At 43.2% G+C, this 16,871-nt stretch carries 17 protein-coding genes; all 17 read right to left on the reverse strand.

Features of this window, described 5'->3' with window-relative positions; translation table 11 throughout:
* Positions 1–2,214, reverse strand: a 2,214-nt coding sequence (locus tag D8792_RS11595) for a phage tail spike protein (protein ID WP_221763073.1), incomplete at its 3' end; no start/stop codon positions are given.
* Positions 2,211–2,927, reverse strand: coding sequence for a distal tail protein Dit (locus D8792_RS09660; RefSeq protein ID WP_125373832.1), 717 nt, complete (start codon positions 2,925–2,927; stop codon positions 2,211–2,213). The genes D8792_RS09660 and D8792_RS11595, both read right to left, overlap by 4 nt.
* Positions 2,924–7,348 carry a phage tail tape measure protein gene (locus tag D8792_RS09665; RefSeq protein WP_125373833.1) on the reverse strand — a complete coding sequence of 1,475 codons (4,425 nt, stop codon included), beginning with the start codon at positions 7,346–7,348 and terminating at the stop codon, positions 2,924–2,926. The genes D8792_RS09660 and D8792_RS09665 overlap by 4 nt, the downstream gene beginning before the upstream one ends.
* Positions 7,349–7,551: 203 nt before the next feature.
* The gene (locus tag D8792_RS09670) at positions 7,552–7,890 is read right to left on the reverse strand and encodes a hypothetical protein (protein ID WP_125373834.1); all 339 of its coding nucleotides are present in this window, start codon (positions 7,888–7,890) and stop codon (positions 7,552–7,554) included.
* Between the two features lie 114 nt (positions 7,891–8,004).
* The gene (locus D8792_RS09675) at positions 8,005–8,550 is read right to left on the reverse strand and encodes a major tail protein (RefSeq protein WP_125373835.1); all 546 of its coding nucleotides are present in this window, start codon (positions 8,548–8,550) and stop codon (positions 8,005–8,007) included.
* 15 nt (positions 8,551–8,565) lie between these two features.
* Positions 8,566–9,000, reverse strand: a complete 435-nt coding sequence (locus D8792_RS09680; protein WP_125373836.1) for a hypothetical protein — start codon at positions 8,998–9,000, stop codon at positions 8,566–8,568.
* Positions 8,994–9,374, reverse strand: a complete 381-nt coding sequence (locus D8792_RS09685; protein WP_125373837.1) for an HK97-gp10 family putative phage morphogenesis protein — start codon at positions 9,372–9,374, stop codon at positions 8,994–8,996. The genes D8792_RS09680 and D8792_RS09685 overlap by 7 nt, the downstream gene beginning before the upstream one ends.
* Complete coding sequence (locus tag D8792_RS09690) at positions 9,371–9,727, reverse strand: phage head closure protein (RefSeq protein ID WP_125373838.1); 357 nt, start codon at positions 9,725–9,727, stop codon at positions 9,371–9,373. Before D8792_RS09690 ends, D8792_RS09685 begins: the two co-directional genes overlap by 4 nt.
* A complete protein-coding gene (locus tag D8792_RS09695) occupies positions 9,702–10,025 on the reverse strand; it encodes a head-tail connector protein (RefSeq protein ID WP_125373839.1) in 324 nt (107 codons plus the stop codon). Before D8792_RS09695 ends, D8792_RS09690 begins: the two co-directional genes overlap by 26 nt.
* 12 nt (positions 10,026–10,037) lie before the next feature.
* On the reverse strand, positions 10,038–10,115 hold the full coding sequence (locus tag D8792_RS11840; protein WP_125373886.1) for a hypothetical protein: 78 nt from the start codon (positions 10,113–10,115) through the stop codon (positions 10,038–10,040).
* A 55-nt stretch (positions 10,116–10,170) separates the two neighbouring features.
* On the reverse strand, positions 10,171–11,334 hold the full coding sequence (locus D8792_RS09705; protein ID WP_125373840.1) for a phage major capsid protein: 1,164 nt from the start codon (positions 11,332–11,334) through the stop codon (positions 10,171–10,173).
* Between the two features lie 36 nt (positions 11,335–11,370).
* On the reverse strand, positions 11,371–12,045 hold the full coding sequence (locus tag D8792_RS09710; protein WP_125373841.1) for a head maturation protease, ClpP-related: 675 nt from the start codon (positions 12,043–12,045) through the stop codon (positions 11,371–11,373).
* Positions 12,002–13,231 carry a phage portal protein gene (locus D8792_RS09715; protein WP_125373842.1) on the reverse strand — a complete coding sequence of 410 codons (1,230 nt, stop codon included), beginning with the start codon at positions 13,229–13,231 and terminating at the stop codon, positions 12,002–12,004. The genes D8792_RS09710 and D8792_RS09715 overlap by 44 nt, the downstream gene beginning before the upstream one ends.
* A gap of 90 nt (positions 13,232–13,321) precedes the next feature.
* Positions 13,322–13,918, reverse strand: coding sequence for an HIRAN domain-containing protein (locus D8792_RS09720; protein ID WP_125373843.1), 597 nt, complete (start codon positions 13,916–13,918; stop codon positions 13,322–13,324).
* Between the two features lie 93 nt (positions 13,919–14,011).
* Positions 14,012–14,620, reverse strand: coding sequence for a hypothetical protein (locus D8792_RS09725; RefSeq protein ID WP_125373844.1), 609 nt, complete (start codon positions 14,618–14,620; stop codon positions 14,012–14,014).
* A 58-nt stretch (positions 14,621–14,678) separates the two neighbouring features.
* The gene (locus D8792_RS09730) at positions 14,679–14,936 is read right to left on the reverse strand and encodes a hypothetical protein (protein ID WP_125373845.1); all 258 of its coding nucleotides are present in this window, start codon (positions 14,934–14,936) and stop codon (positions 14,679–14,681) included.
* Between the two features lie 159 nt (positions 14,937–15,095).
* Positions 15,096–16,853 (reverse strand): terminase large subunit, encoded by a 1,758-nt coding sequence (locus tag D8792_RS09735; RefSeq protein ID WP_125373846.1) that lies wholly within the window; start codon positions 16,851–16,853, stop codon positions 15,096–15,098.
* Between the last annotated feature and the right edge of the window lie 18 nt (positions 16,854–16,871).

The following is a 16,871-nucleotide window of genomic DNA, read 5'->3' on the forward strand; positions in this document are numbered from 1 at the left end:
GGTCAAGGTCACATTCCCGTCTTTATAACCAATATTTCCAAGTCTTGACCGTAAAATCGTTCCAGCATTTTCTGCTTTGGCATAAAAGCTGATGGTCACATTCTGATTGGTCATGCTTCCCGGCGCTACTTTGCCATATTGCCCAGTAGCTGGATAAGTGATTTTAGGGTTTCCGCCGTCCTTGCCAGCTGGGTCTTGCCCAACGATTTTCAAGGCGTTGTGCCCAAGATACTTGTTTTCGCTATCGATAGCAGCTGTGTAGGTGCTCGTAGTCCAAATGCCAGTTTTCCTGATATCTTGCTTAAAAAGCGAGTTTAAAAAGAGATTTCGGCCAGAGGCTTGCACACTCGCAATCTTACTACTCAACTCCACCGCTGTCTGCACGAGCTCAGACTTATTCGCTTTGCCATCAGCCAGATTCGTTAGCTCTGCCAGCCTGCGAGTAGTTGTCTGCTCAAACGTAGCCTGAGCGGATTTCACGCCTGCTAGCTCGGTTTTGGTCGCATTGAGCGCTGCGACTTGCTTAGCTATCTCAGACTCAGCTTGACCTTGCTTAGTGCGGATATTGGCTAAGTCGCTTTTCAGGAGCGCTGTTTGGTCGCTCGCTGTCTTCTGCGCATTAGCAAAGTCAGATTTCAAGCGGTCAATTGCAGCTTGATTGGTCTGCTTAGCACCCGTCAAGTCCTGATTGAGTTTGGTGATAGCGCCCTTGGCCGCCTCGATAGCTGAGGCGTTAGCGCCAGCTGTGCGAAGGGCTTGGGTGGTTTGCTGGGTCTGGGTGGCCATGGATTGGTTGATTTTTTTGACTTCAGCGTCAAATTTCTCAACCACTTTAGAAACATCTTCAGTATCGATGCGCTTTTCCCACATTTCACCGTTCCAGATGTAGAGTCGCTGATAGAGGCCGTTCTTCTCAAACCAAATATCACCGACTTTATGCTCAATGTTTTCGTCTGGCGTTTCATTCCAGACACGGTTCCCTTTCGCATCAAGTATGTATTTTGGCAGTTCGAAAGCCATTTCTGATTGACGATTCTCGAGAGATTGCTGGTTCTTTTCCAAATCGTCCAAACGGCCTGCCAAGCCTCCTGTCATGACTGACCGGATAGATTCCCCAACCATGCCAAATTCCACTGATTCGTTGCGGTCGTTTAAAAAGTCGTAAACAACTTTAGTCACTTTCGCATCATCTTCAGTAATTCCGATTTCTGGATAGTAAACAGGTACGATATCGCAGAGCTCAAGCTCCTCAATCCACCCGCGCTCAGCATAATCAAGCGTCTGCGCCAAATCCACATACTCAATCTTTGTGTTTATTTTAGGCGCGCCAATGCGATTGCTATCCATGTACTTTACTGCTAATGCTTTTAGCTTCTCAGGAGTCGGGATATCCTTCTTCTTGCTTTCTCCCGTGCCTTCGTCTTTAAATTCGCCGGAAAAATCAACGACCTTAATCCGGCGATTAGCATACATTGATACATACTTGCTGTCCACATAGCTTTCAGGAATAGTCACCAGAACGGGATCTTGTTGTCTCGATTCGCCTTCCTGACTCTCTGGCGTGTAAGTAGCAAAAGGCACGACAGAGGTATAAGCTGACTCGATGCTTTCGTCTGATTCGGCAGATAGGATGTTTCGACCATATTCCAGGACGGTAGGAGCTCTACGACCAAGCCGCTTATGCAAACGGACCGTTTGGTTATCAAACTCATACTCCCCACCCCAGATGTCCAAAATAGAGCCTTCTACTCCACCTAAAGCAAGTCGGGCGTTCTCCATCTTATCGACTAGAAAAGTGATGGGAAGTACTGTATCAATATCTGACCATGTATCAAAACGATAGTCTCCAATCAAGTTCTTTGCCCACGTTTTCAAGGCTAAATCAGCTGTTCCAGACACCTTGATTCCGTGTCTTACACTCATATACTCTAGTTTGTGAGATATATGCTGCGCATAAATCTTGATCGTACTAGAGCTGTCTTTGACGACGCGTACGATTTCAAAAGTCTGGTTCTTAGTTCGCGTACCTGCATCTGCCTTAAATTTCATTTCTTTTTCAAATACAGATGCCAGCGGACCACTAGCTGGATATTCCAGATAAGCAGAGTAATTCCCGTTACGTTCTCTGGTAGCATTTCCTTTTAGAGCGTCGATTTCTCCAAGACCATAGGTATCAAACCTGGTTTCATTTTTGTTGTATAAAATAGGTCTCAAATCTTCACCCCCCAATTAGGGATAATTGAGACTTGGAAATTCCCATCCCAAGAAATTTTATTCGGACCCGCGTCAAGAAAAGGCTTCTGGTATTCCGGTGCACGCACCATCTTATCCCAAGCCGGCAAGTTACCAGAATAGACCTGATTTGCAGCCATATCTACTGTGATTGTGCCTTGGATGTCCTTAAGCTTCGTCTTGCGGCCATTGATGGTCAATGTCATTGTGCCGTTCCCGCGAATTTCAATGATGGGCTTTGCAGAGACATTGCCTTTCCCTCTCAACGTCTGTCCATTAGTCAGATTCACCTTTGCTAGCCCATCTTTATAGTATTTGATGGGGTGACAAAGGAAGGTAATATTTGTTTTTCCGAATTGCCGAAGCGTCTCCTCAACACTAAAAGTTTCAAGGTAAGATGCTCGATAAACGAATTCCGGATCATAAGAAATGGTCAAGTCGCGGTAACCTAAAACCCCTAGCCATTCGCTGATAGCTGAGATATTGGTTGCGATAAGACCAGCTTCGTTGACAAGATTGACTGGAAAGCTTTTCTCTACAGCATTCAGTCTATTCTTGCTTACCAGCAAATCACCGTCTCGCCCTGGTACAGCAATTCTTTCTACTTCAGGGGAAGCTGCAGAATGTACTTTTCCTACAGCGATTCCTAAACCAAATTCCTTATTCGATTTTCCGTTAAATACAAAATGGGTCAAGTCATTCTACCTCCTTCCTGTCTGGTGTAGTAAGCTAATTCTCTGATCAACCGCTGCATAAATTCCGGCGTTAATTCGCGAGTCCCTGCTTGGCCGCTCACATTTAGGGTATAGTTTTGGTTTGGACGAGTGGTCTTTCGATTTCCAAGTCTCGTCTCTTTTAGCAGTTCTTCCATGAGCGAAGCCAAATCATGCTCCTCGTTTTCTCGCTTCCACTCGTTGATATTTTTGATTCTCTGAGTGATTTTAGCTACCTTGGTATTTTCCCAGCCTATCCCATCAGCATAGAGTGGCATTCCCAAGGAGTTCATCAAGTTACGCGTAAGGCCGGCTTTTAAGACTTTTGAGCCACGAGGAAGTGGCAAAATTACATTCCGGCCTTCTGGGATAAAGGAAGTACCGTCAGGCAAAGTAACCATTTCTTTATAGAGCGTACCTCTCTGGTCGTTGACCATAGCGGGGCCGCCCTCGTGGAAATTAGTTCCCTTTTCATGCCCGATCCAGCTTCGCACAGTCTGAATGACCGTTGTAATCGTCCGCGGAATGCTGTTTAGGGTGCCAATAACCCCCCAAGCAACCCCAGACGCATTGTCAACAGCCGTAAGGTGCTTGGTTGGCGTAGGAGTGCCGTTGAAGCTATTTAAGCCTCCGATACCTTGGTTAGAAGCGCCAAGGACGGAGCTAGGGTCTCCTGTAAGCATCTTCGTCGGAGCCAAGGTATTGTTAAAGCTATTGACTGCTCCAATAGCTTGATTCGATGCATTCTGAGTCGGGGTAGCATCAGATGGCAGTGGTTTAGTTGGGGCTGCCGTACCATTAAAGTTATTAACTGCACCGATAGCTTTCCCGACCTCTACTACTGCCGAAGTAGAGTCGCCGTTCAAATTTTTCGTAGGCACGGTCAAGTTGTTAAAATTCCAAGCCGCCCCAATTGCCTTACCGATTTCTGCCACGACAGAGGTCGAATCACCTTTCAGCTCCTTTGTCTGAGTGGCAGCCTGATTCCACATATCAAGCTTAGCAATACTTAGCCCAGTATTTAAAAGGGCATTGTCGCCATTCACCAAAAGGTCTTTAGGGAATGGATTGGCCATATCCCAGTTTTTCAAGGTCTCTGTAGAGCGAGAAACCGCCTTTTGAAATTCCTCATCTCTGGCCAGCAGTTCTTTCTGCTGCGGAGTCAGTTTATTGTAGTTTTCCAAAGCCTGCTTAGCCACATCTGCCTTATTCATCACATCCTGATTATTCATCAAGAGTTGCTTGGTTTCGGCAGGAAGACTATTCCAGATGGCTAGGTGTTGCTGGCTATCAAAGATGGCCTGCAAACCAGCCTGATTTTGGACGATAAGCTTCTTCTCTTCCAAAGACATCCCTGCCCACTTGCCAGACTCAACCAGAGCTTCAGCGATCGTCGCACGAGCGTTGGTGTTTAGCTCTGCCTCTTTAGCAATAAACTTCAATTGCTCCCAGCCCTCAGCGGATTTGACTGCTTCACCGATCACCTCTTTAACGTTAGACTTGACCTCAAATTGGTTGTTTTTGTTGATATTTCCGACCAAAAGAGACCAGGCATCATTAGCTTCCTTGGTCGTAGCAGACATTTCGCTGCTATATTTAGCAAGGATACTGTGTGAGTTACCTGCTTCTCTAGCAGCTTTAGAGGCTTTCTCTCCGATTTCTTCATAGGACAAGCCGTAATCTTCGAGGAGCTTTTTCGCTTCTTCCCAATAGTTCCAGCTTTGTCCTGTTCGGAGCTTGACCTTATCATCCAAAGTCTTCATGACTTCCAGATATTTAGTCCCCAAAGCCTCCATAGTTTGATTATGCTCGCTCTCCAGCTGCTTCATTTTCGCATTGTATTCTTGCCTTGTGAGCAGTTTAGAGCTGAGCATCTCTTTCAACTCTGCTTTAGACTCTTTGTAGAGGCTATTTTCTTCCTTCATAGCCTTCTCCAAGCTCTCCCTCGAGTGCTTGAGTTGAGTCTCATTTAGAGTGATGATGTCCCCATTTAGAGCTTGCAATACTGCTTTCTGCTCTTTGGCTGACAGGTTCATGAGTTCTAGCTTCGCGGAAATCATCTCTTTCTGATTGTTGAGGATGATTTCTTTCTCTTCCTTCGAAAACTTACTAGCATCACCATTGTGGCGTTGATAGATATCATTGATTTGATTCATCATCGCCTCAGTGTTAGTCACCATTTGGTTGTTGTATTCCTGAGCTTTTGCCACTTGTTCAGAGCTTAAGCCCCACTTGTCAGCTAGCTCTTGAAGACGTTTGTTTGCTTTGTCAGCAGAGTTAACCACTTCTTCGTACAGCTTTTTAAAGGATCCGGCAACCTTGTCAGCGTCCCCCGCGTGAGTTCCGAAGTTAGCAACAGCATTGCTAGTCTCATCAACCACTTTTTGGAAGCTGCGCAGCTCACTACGAGCTGTGTCGCTCAGTTGAGTACCAAATTCTTCTGCTTTGATGCGAGCCTTATCTTTCTCGTTTCCAAGGTAGACCAAGCCAGCTGTAACTAATCCGATGCCTCCAATCATAAGGCCTATCGGGCCTCCCAGAGCTGCTATAGCTTGGCCTAGTAGAGTGGTAGAACCAGATGCTGTCGCTGTGGCAGTTCCTAGTGCTGTAGTAGCTGCGCCTGTTTCGGTTATTCCAGCTGTCACAGCTTTTAAACCGCCAGCTATACTACCGACTTCTCTGATGGTTTTCAAAGTACCGACAAGCTGACCTATAGCTTTCGAAGCGCCGCCGATACCTTTCATAAAGCCGCCTAAGATTGACAAACCACCTCCAAGGAGCTTCAGCGTTGGTCCGATTGCCGCTGCCAACAGCCCCCACTTAATAATGCTCTGTTGTTGCTCGGTGCTCATATTATTAAAAGCTTTAGCCATGTCAGCTAGATTTGTGATCCATGGTTTAGCTGCATCAAGGCCGTTTCTCAAAGCTTGCAAAAGAGGTCCGCCGAACTCAATAGCAATATCTGTCAGCTGATTCTTAAACATCTTCAGCTGAGATTCCGTAGTTGCATACCGTTTGTTAGCCTCGTTCGTCAGAGCTGTATTTTCTTTCCAAGCTCGATTAGAGCGATCAACCGCTGATGACATCTTGTCTGAGGCCAAGGCCAAAGATTTTAGCATGTTGCTTTGTCTAATGCCCTTCATATCCAGATCATCGAGGATCCCATTGACATTCTCTCCGGACTTATGAGCATTTTCCAAACCTTTGATAAAGGCTTGCAGTGCTTGGACGGGTTTGTCCTTCCAAGCTTGTTGGAATTGCTCGGCAGTCATGCCGGCCGTACTCGCAATCAACTCGAGCTTCTCTGCTGCCCCTTTTCCTGTCAGTGATACAGCATTCCCAATAGCCGTCAGCGTTTGCGTCATGGCAGTACCGCCTGCCTCGGCTTCGATACCGACCGAGCTCATAGCCGTAGCAAGACCAAGAATATCTGGAGCTGTCAGACCAGCCAAACGACCACCAGCCGCTAAACGATTGGTCATCTCTACGATATCTTTTTCAGTCGTTGCGAAGTTATTCCCGAGATCGACCACGGAGGCGCCAAAACGTGAGTAATCATCCGAGCTCAAGCCCATGATGTTGGCGACCTTAGCAATAGCCGTCGCCGCTTCCTCAGCGCTCAAGTTGGTTGACTCGCCCATGTCAATCATGGTACGAGAAAATTTCAGGATGTCTTCTGTCTTGATCCCCAGCTGACCAGCTACTTCTGCTACATTGGCAATCTCTACCGCGCTTGCTGGTAGTTCTTTTGCCATTTGGCGAATACCATTAGATAGCTTCGCATAAGATACTGTCGCAGTTTCATCTACAGTCTTTTTAACCCCAGCAAAAGCAGATTCATAATCAATAGCAGCCTTAATTGCAATACCTGCACCAGCCACAAGAGGAGCTGTAACACCTTTGGTCAAGGCAGAGCCTACACCACTAAGCTTCTGGCCTGCTGATTGAAATTTAGATCCCATATCGTACAGGGCTGTCCCGGCTTTTGTCCAGGCACTAGACTGGATATTGATTTCTCTTGCTAGGGTGACGTATTTCGCCTGCAGTTCTGCTACTTTTGCGATCGTATCGCTCATGGCTGATTTCGCGCCTAAAAGGGCGGTCTTTTGGGCAGCTGTCGCAGTAGAAACATCACCAATTTCTCTTTTTAGATTGTTGTAATGCTCAGTTTGTTTTGCCAAATTAAGCCGATAAGCTTCTAAGCTTTTGCCGGTCTCGGATAATATAGCTTTCATCCCGCTCAATCCTTGCGATCCTTTTCCAGCATTTTTGAAGCTTTTTTCCATCGCATTCAAGGACTTATCTAGGCCTCGCAAGGCCATATTTATAGTCCTGGTATTTGCCATAAAAGGAGCAATATCGAGAGTAGCCGTCGCTACTAGATTACCTAAATTACTAGACATTCATCCTCCTTTCTAGCCAAATAGGAATGGAAATGCTTTATCTAAAGTAGTTTCTTTTTCAATTTCTTCTTTCCTCACTTCCATGGCTTTCACCATGAGTTCAAAATCAGACATCTTCATTCTTTTGATATCCAAGATCGAATATCCGTCAGATATCAATTGCTGAAACCATATCAGTAAATTATCTCGGGCTTCTTCTGGGCTTATTGTTCCTTTTTTTCGGAATCTTCCTCAGTTTCTTCGGAATCTTCCTTGACACCAAGGGCAGCTAAATAGAGAGAGTTCAACGTCTCTAAAATGCTCATATCCGCCTGTTTCAAGTCTGTCACGGTGAATTGCTCGCCAAACATCGAAACAAACATCTTCAAGTAGCTTTCGTTCAACTTGCGATGTTCTTTCGGGTCTTGTGCTTTTTTCACATCTTGGACCAATGCTGTTTGGCGTACCTGGTGTTCAACCGCTAGCAGATTGTCTTCTACATTGATATAGTCTTTGGTGAATTCCTTATCCACCCCACCTTGCTTTAGTGTGATTTTAAACATTTCCATCTCCTTTTTTTATAAAAACGAAAAGCTTGGATTTTAAATCCAAGCCTTATTATGAGACAACGGCAGCCCCTAGACTTCTAGGAGGGGAAGCCGGAGAACCGCCGCTTACTACTTTGGGAATACCATCTCCCGGAATTTTTCAAGTTGGAACCCAGCGTTGCCTTCACGACCAATCACAAGGACATTTCCGTCCTCGCTATCGCCGCGGGCTACGAAGTTTCCTGTGACAGTATCTGCTTTTGGATCAGGAGAGCCGTCTTTAGTTTCTGCTTCCACTCCAGGGAGTGAGAATTTCCCTTTAAGCAAGCCGATCCAGATAGCTTTACCATCTTCAGTAGAGGTCCGGAACATACAAGCCACATCTTTTGGAGTGAGGTTTTTATTGTAGACCTCAATACCATCTTTCACTGTGATTCCGTACATCACCTTACGGACTTCTGTGGCCAAATCCAAAACGGAAATTTCCAATTGTGTGCCGGTGATACCAGATGACAGAACCACATATGGGCCATCATCCGCTGCAATGGTGATCAATTCATTCGTGATATCAATCTTTGCCGACTTCATACCAGGTAGCTTGATTGTGGTAGGGACTTTGTTTTCTGCTGTGACTTCTCCGAGCTCAAAGTCTCGCAATCCAAATTTTACTTTCATTTGTATCCTCTTTTCTTATTGGTTGTTTTCCCAATCAAAAAAACGATATTTTCTTACGTTGATTAGTAAGTCAATATCGCTATCTTTATATCTCGGGAGTTCGCTAGCGGTATATCTTTCAAAACCGCCTGTTTCTAAAATTTCATCCATCATTTTCGCAATCTTTTCTGATTGACTTGCTGTTTCACACCAAAAATTTATAGTGATTCTGGTCTCCATAGCTAAGACCTTATCGTCCGAATGCTCGAAAGGTCCTTGATAAGTTGGATAGATGCGCATAAAAGGCGCAAGTGCCTTACGCAAAAGATTCGTAGGCTTCTCTGGGATATCGTAAGTAAAGATCCCTTGTTTAAAACCAAGACCGTACTCTTTACCTCGCATATTATCCAAAAGCTGATTAAAATCTTTATTTTGACTTAATAGCCTGTATGCTTTAGTCTCAGCTACCATAGTCCCAAACCTTCCTTTACTTTCTGAGCGTAAATCTCTTTTGCTCTCGGAGTCATTTCAGTAATGGTTTTTTCTTTAAAATTCTGGGCTTTTTGACGGCTAGTTCCTGTGTCCGGAAAGTGGATCCGCCATCCAGTTGTTTTGCCATAACCGATATCCTTAGAGACAAGACCCTCATTTGCGCCCTTGAAACCAGTAACCACCGTGTCATCTCTCGCATGGACATCATCCACGATAAAATATTCTGGTGTGTTGACTTTCAATTGCTTTTCAAACTCATCCGCCACTTCAGTAACAGCTGCTTTTGCTGCTCTTGGAGCTTTTACTTGCAACTTTGTCAAGTTGGCTAAGATTTCATCAAGGCCTTTCGTCATATCCGCCTCTTCACGATAATTTTGTCGCAATCAAAGCTATTTTCATCTACATCGATTGCGATGATATCGTATTCATTTCCGTTGTATTCAACGTGAGAAGAGCTATCAAAAGGAGCTTTTTTATGATGGCGAATGTAGAAAGTTTTGGTTTCTTCTGCTTCAATCACCCCTTTAGCTCGCTTATTAGCGGACTGTTTAGCTCCTTCCTGAAAGTCTTTTAGAGAGGTTCTGACAACCTCTGCCCAGCAAGTGTAGAGGTCCTTACGAACTGGAGAAATAACTTCTCCGTCTTCATTTTGTCCTCCCTGCTCCGAAAAGAAGGTGATTCTAGTGTTCATCTTTCGAGTTCTCATCTAGCTCTCTCCTTGTGCGCAATTGATGGATGATATTTAAAACACCGTTCGCCAAGGGATAGCGTTCACTATCCGCTGACAATCCACGGTGTTCATATTCTTCTTTAACTTGCTTTTTAACAGCAAGCTGAAATTTTGCATATTTCGCAAAATCTTCTGGTGTAGCGTTACTGTCTATCGCAAAACAAATTTGATCCTGAGCAGACTCAATCATTTCTTTAATGATTTCATCCTCAAAATCATAATCAATTTTGCAATAAAGCTTCACGCTATCTAACAATTCTTGTTCAATAGGCATGAGCACCTCCTATCAAACAATCAGAGCCAAAAGCTCCGTTTTAGTCGCTGATGGATTATAGCTGATATTCTTGCTATCTAGATAATCCATAATTTCTTGTTTAGTGTTAGCATTTGTTGGTTTCGCCGCAGAAACAGCGGCGTTATTAGGGCGTATAAGTTACAAAGTAACCAGCTTTTTTATCGGCTTTCTTCACGTCAAAACGAACTACCGCCTGAAGATATTGGCCGTAAATTTCGCTATCTGCCCAGCGCAGACCAAGTTCCTTGCGATCCACAAACAAAACAGCGCGATTGATATCCCCAATAAAAGCATGAGCTTCACCAGCGTTGCCCAGAACTTCATCAGCGACGACAAACACTGGATGGCCTAGGAAGACTTTGCCAGAAGCTGACACAATGGAGTCTTGCAGCAGATAGCGGCCATTCTTGTCTTTGAGAGTGTCCAGAGCTTGATAGAAACTTTGAGAAACCACAAAAGATACATTATAAGCCGGGTCAAGATTCACGTTCAAGATTTCCTTGATTGCGTCTAGTCCATTAGCTGTCTTCGCTTCAAACGTTTTCAATACTGCTGCGATAGCATCATTTGTTGTATTGACTTTGATTTGAGACGCTGCCTCTGCCACAATTGCTAGCAAATCAACATCTGCATCATCGATTGATTCTTGAGACACTGGAATTGCTCCACGGTAAGTCTGCACTTCCCAGGGCACATTTTCAAATTCTGGCTTAGCAAGCGCTGGATTCTTTTCCAATTCTGCCACACTGGCCATTTTAGAGGTAGCCTGTTTTAAAATTGGATATTTACCGCTTGCTTTTGTCGCGCTGTGAATCGAAGTGAATTGTTTTAAGTCTACGACTGTCTTCACTTCACGGACCGGAGTTGTCACAAGTTCTTCACTTGTCACAGGTTTGGTGCCGTCCTTTTTCAGCCCATCCGTTTTAGGGTCAATTGCATTTAGCGGGATGAAAAGGTCATTTCCTTCAAAATTCAATTCAGATGAAGCTGTCGCTCCCTTAGAATGCAACCAGTCATTTACTGCGTCGCGAATTGACTTTTCTTCTGATTCGACAACGTGTGTTGCAGCCGCTGCAGTCGGTTCACCCTTGATATCTTTAAAAAGCTTCAAATCGCCTTCCAGTGCCGCTAAAGATTCTTTCTTAGCATCAATGCCTGCACGAATTTGGCGCCCTTTTTCAAGATCTCCTTGTGCCAAAATTTCTTTTAATTTAACCGTCTGAGCAGAAATTTCAGCCTTGGCTTGAGCAATTCCTGCTTCCAATTCTTTGATTTTTTCATCAAACATAGATTTTTCTCCTTTTTTGAGTATAAAAAATAGGACCTATAGTCCCTCTAGAATTTCTTCTTTTTCGATTTCTCGTAGCATGTTTTGAATTTCAGACTTCCGCTTGCTACGGTTAGCGTAAAAGTCATCAATAACTGCTTGTGGTAACAAGCCATTTTCTAGACTCGCTACCGCTCCGACATCATCAAAGGTCATCACTTCATCTGCAAAGCCTTTTTCTACTGCAGTGCTAGCTGACATGAAGGTCTCATTCTTCATCATGTCCAGAATTTCTTCTTCACTCAAACCAGTTTTAGCGACGTAGGCATTTACGATCGCCTGGTCGCTAGCTTTTAAAGCATTAGAAGCCTTGTCCAAATCATCGCTATTACCAGATACCCAATTAAATAGCGCTTTGTGAATCATAATCTGCGCCGTTGGACTGATAAGAACTTTATCAGCACCCATGATGGCTACACTAGCAGCACTGGCCGCCATACCCGTCACTTCGACTGTGATGTGCCCTGGATAACTTTTCAAAGCTGTGTAGATTTCACTTCCGACAGTCACCAGACCACCATTGGAATTGACTTCCAGCACAATGTCACCGCTGTCTTCCGGAAAGGCATCTGTGATCGACTTGGCACTGACCGCTTCTAAGCCAAAGTAGTCATAGGCTTCTTGGCTATTATTCGGAATCAGAGGTCCCTTCATCTTGATTCGTTTCGGCATTTCTTGTCTCACCTCCTTTCATTGCCTGGTATTCCTCTTTCTTATCCAGAAAGACATAGTTTAGGCTGGACTGATAACGATCCATATTCGGGTCGCTAGAGCGTTCCTTGCCAAGCTCGATTAAGGCTTGGTTAGGAGTCAAAATCTGGTTATTTACCAGCTTGACAATCTCATCTACATTTCGTCCAGTGACACTGCGAGTATCAAATTCTATTCGATACTTTCGCCGCTCATCATTGTCCAGTACCTTTAGTCCTAGCTCGCTTGTAATCGCGTCAAAATAAAAAGGCAGGTCATTTGTGACATAATCCTCCATCAACTGCGCTACGGACTGATTAGGGCTATTCACACCCAGTTTATAACTAGGCACGCGCAAGGCTTTGGCAATCTGAGCTGTCGAAAAGTTGTTGGAAGTAATCAACTGCAGCACATTCGTATCAATTTCGAGTGGCGTGTACTCCTGAGTATCGTCAAAGACTAACGGACTACCGCCTGTCGAACCCTCCCGCATCTTCTCAAAGTCCATCCGGGCTTTCTTGCGAGCTTCACCGTTCAACTGCGCACCTTTTAGTTTGATAATTCCGCTGGAAAAACCATCACGGAAAAATTTAATCAAGGTATTCAGACCGCCATCTTGCAGAGAGATTTCATCTCCCAGAGATAGCAGTGGTGATCTTCCCAAAATCGTATCGTGACTAAAGAACTTCCAGTGGATGACGTCAGGAGCCTCGCATTTGACCGTAGCGCCCGTTAAACGGTCGGTAAAGGTATAAATCAACCTGTGGTCGTTTGTCTCCTCTACGGTCGTTTCTGACGGCCTGTAGAACTGAAACTGAAGCGCTTTTCCAGTCTTAGGATCTCTCAAGATTCGGGAGAACGAATTGCCAGTTAAAATCGCATTAACTGTCATAGCAAATTTCCAAGTCCGAGCAGATGTGTTTCCTGTTGATTTCACATTCAGAAGATAATTGATTTCTTCATCCTGCTCAATATTGCCCGTGGTGTCTTTTTTCAGCAAAGGAAAGCGGGCCACATCTCCAGCAATAATAGATACAGCTGTTAAAATGTCGCTGTTTTTCAAGGCTGAAACCCCAACATATTCAGGGGAGTAATTCCCACCTATCACCGAAGTGATATAGTCATCGTAAGACACCTTAGAAGATCCTAATGGTTGAAAGAAACTCATTTCTTTTCTCACCTCCTTTCTATTTTTGAGCATAAAAAAAGCACCTAATGGTGCTTTTTGCTAAATGAATAGCAATAAATTTCTCGAATGCTATTTTTTCTTTATTCTTATCTCAATATCGTAGCTGATCGGGTGCGTCGTTCTGCCATCAAAACTCCCTCCAGTTCCTACCACCTCTCCAGTGATAATATAGTCACTGTTGTTGATATATTTTTTCAGCCCCCTGTTATATCGTCTGTCAATATAACCGACAAAATACCCTTCAACCATCACTTTTATTGCATTAGGATCAACTTGATTAGTTGGTTCTGGGATAAGTTCAAATTTTTTTGTTTTGACGATTTCATACCAAAAATAATCATCCTCATCTTCAACACCAGCTAGTTTTCGAAATGGAATTTCTCCTTCTTCTTGGTATTTGGTTCCTTTTACAAAAATGCGACGCCCGTAAACATAGTCTTTTTCTAATTCCTCTTCAAGTTTACCCAACCACTGTTGTATCTCAGATTTTTTATTTAATAACACTTGTATTTCGAAGCTATGGTCTTCTTGTTTTCCAAAAATATTATTAAAGAAACCACTCTTTTTTGTATTTTTGAGAGAACTAATTTCTATATCAATTTTCTTTATTTGATCTCTATAATCAGCTATTTTTTCCAATAGCTGATTTTTATAGGACTTTGGCATAAATCTCCCTCCGCTTTCAAGGGTATTATACCTCATTTGCTTTGCTACATCAATATAAAACTAAAAAAAGCACCGCTTGGATGCTTGACTAGGTTATTTCCAAAGATACTGTCCTATTTGCATAGAATAATCAGTAGAATTGTTTTTTGGGGTATCATAATTTAAAAAGAATATCGCATTGGAGTTGGGAGAAACCTTTTTGTTCTCTTCCTCACTGTCTAGACCTATGATTTCGGTTAAGCTAGAATATTTCAGTCTTTCATTTCCGGCTTTTGCAATAAAATCTTTCGGATTAAAAGAAGAGGTTCTATCAGTATTGTTTTCCAAAACAACAGCCACCGTTACTTTCCCTTCAGAAAGTTCCATTCCCTTAACTTGAATGGTTCCTTCATCAAATATTACTTTCTCGCCAAAAGTTTTAGTTTCAATGATATTGTTTCCTGGAGTCGGCGAATCTTCATCGGTGTCCAAACGATGAATTTGCTTATCTCTCTGATCGTAATAAACATTATTACTTTTAAGGGCTTCTTCTATCCCGTTTGCATAAATACCAGCTAAATAAATAATAGATACCAAGAAAACAGAAAGTACAGAAAGAAAGATAGTTGACCAAAATAACGGCTTCTTGTATACAGGCTTCTTCAATTCGTACACATTCTTATCTTCATCAATGTACACCGGAGAAATCTTTTCTTTTGACATATATTTATAACCTCCTAAAATTACTTAATTTTATCAAATTTTAAGAGGGTTTACAATATCATCGCTTCCAAAACGGTTTTTTCAATTGCTTCAAATCATCTTTGATTTTTTCAAATTTCGCATTTGTAGCTTCCACATTTTTTTCACATATGGTCTCATGGCGTTCCTGTGATTGACGTAGCACACTCAACTCACTATTAAACGTAGTCAATTTTGCATAAAGGTCGAGATTTTCACGGCTCAGCGCAAGCATATCTGATCGCAGCTGTTGCACTTCCCGCACCAAGCTTTTTTTCTTTTTAATTCGTTTGTTCATTCGATTCTCCTTATTTTGTTTTATCAATATATACCCCTAAGAGGCATAAAATAATTCCGGTAGCAATATAGCCAACAATCTGCCCAATCAAAAAAAGACCGTAAATTAAAAATCCTAAGCCAGCTAGCAATAGGATTGTATGTATTTGACTTAGTAATCTCAAAATAGCGAACCTGCCTCCATAATTTTTTCATTCGTCCAATACCCTGAGCCATCGAATGGTTCCAGATAACAGACCGCAAAAGCATCTAAAAGAGCATCTAGTGGATCAATTTTATTGCTCTGTTTATCCTTGTCAATCCGCATACCGTTATTATCGACTTTCACGCGAGCATTGTTAACGGCCATTGTAAGCAATTGATTCCCCGAATGCTTGATAAGACCTTTCAACACATCGTCCCTAAACTGCCTGGTCGGCATATTCAAGACCATTGTATTTTGCCTCACCTCGATCAATGGCCATTCAGGATGTCGCTTTTCAATCATGGCAATCAACGAGCTAAACTGATAAGGGTCAAAACAGATAGCCTGCAGCTCCCATTCGTTCAGATAGACCATCTCCTCGATTTTCTCGAGCACACGTTCATCATCGATAACGCCAGATTCAAGAGTGGTAATTTCGCATTCACCCATGCGCTCCAGATTTGTATAGCTCACACCGTCGCGCTTCTCCTTGGCCACAAGACCGTATTTTGTGGCAATAAAAGAGAAACTATCTACATACCAGTAATCGTCCATCTGGACCATGGGTGAGATGGCAAACAAGTCACTGACTTTCCCGACATCAACACCAATCCAGACTCTGCGTTTTCTAGTATCTGGTTTTTCGTCAAGTTTGGCCTGTGCCCAACTCTGCTTGTCCATGTAGGATGTTTCTGATGATTGCCGCCACATGTTAAAGTTTTTGACCAAGACCTCGTTAACTGTCCCCGTCTCAAGAGATACCTTCCTGCGCTTCCGAAGATAATCCATGATTTTATCATAGAGTGCAGGCACCTCAAGAATCGGATTTGATTTTATCCAGTTAGCTTCATCTACAATCTCCTCCTCGCTATCTTGTTCTGCGATAAAAGCAAAGTATCCATCATCTTCTACCTCCTCATTCAAGATTTTCTCGATATATGGATATTCAATCGTGTGCATCGGAACATTAAGATCAAGCCCTGCCGTGGAAATAATCAGAATTAGTGGATTGTCCAACTGACCTTGACCGGATTCCAAAAGTTCAATCATTTCATTCGTTTTAGATGCTGCGAACTCGTCCAGTACACCAACATATGGTTCAAAACCATCCACAGCCCCTGTATCGCGACTTAACGGACGGATATAGGATTCGTCCACCAAGTTCCTCAACTCTTCTCTGACCCGCTTTGTAGCCTTTCTGACATCCTCATCTTGAGCCCTTAATGCGTCCAGTTGCTTCCGAGCCATCTCAAAAGCGATTTTAGCCTGAGTTTTATCATTTGCAGTACAAAAAAGCTGCCTAGACATCGCTGGATTGCGACCAAATAAAAACTCATAAAGTAAGATACCAGCCACAAGAATCGTCTTACCATTCTTACGGGCCAGAGAAATCATCGCTTTCCTGAAGCGCCTGATAGAATCGTCCGACTTCCTGCGCCAGCCATACAAACTAGCCAGAATGAATTTTTGAAATTCAGCTAACGGATAAGGTTTGCCAGTTTTGACATCTGGGAGGATTTCGATAAAATCAATTGGATCCTGAGCCTTTTTTGGAATATAGTCATAAGAGAAAGATTTTCGAGAAATCTTTTTCAAGTCATTTAAGTGACGTAAACATGCTTTAAAAACTTTCTGACTAACAATCCGTTTGCCATCAACCACGCTTTTTGCATAATCAAAAGCTACATCACGATATTTACTTGCAATCGGCTTATAGTCATATTTTATTACAATCCCTCCTTTCTGACAAAA

It is taken from the genome of Streptococcus cristatus (assembly GCF_003943505.1).
Lineage (GTDB): Bacteria > Bacillota > Bacilli > Lactobacillales > Streptococcaceae > Streptococcus > Streptococcus cristatus_E.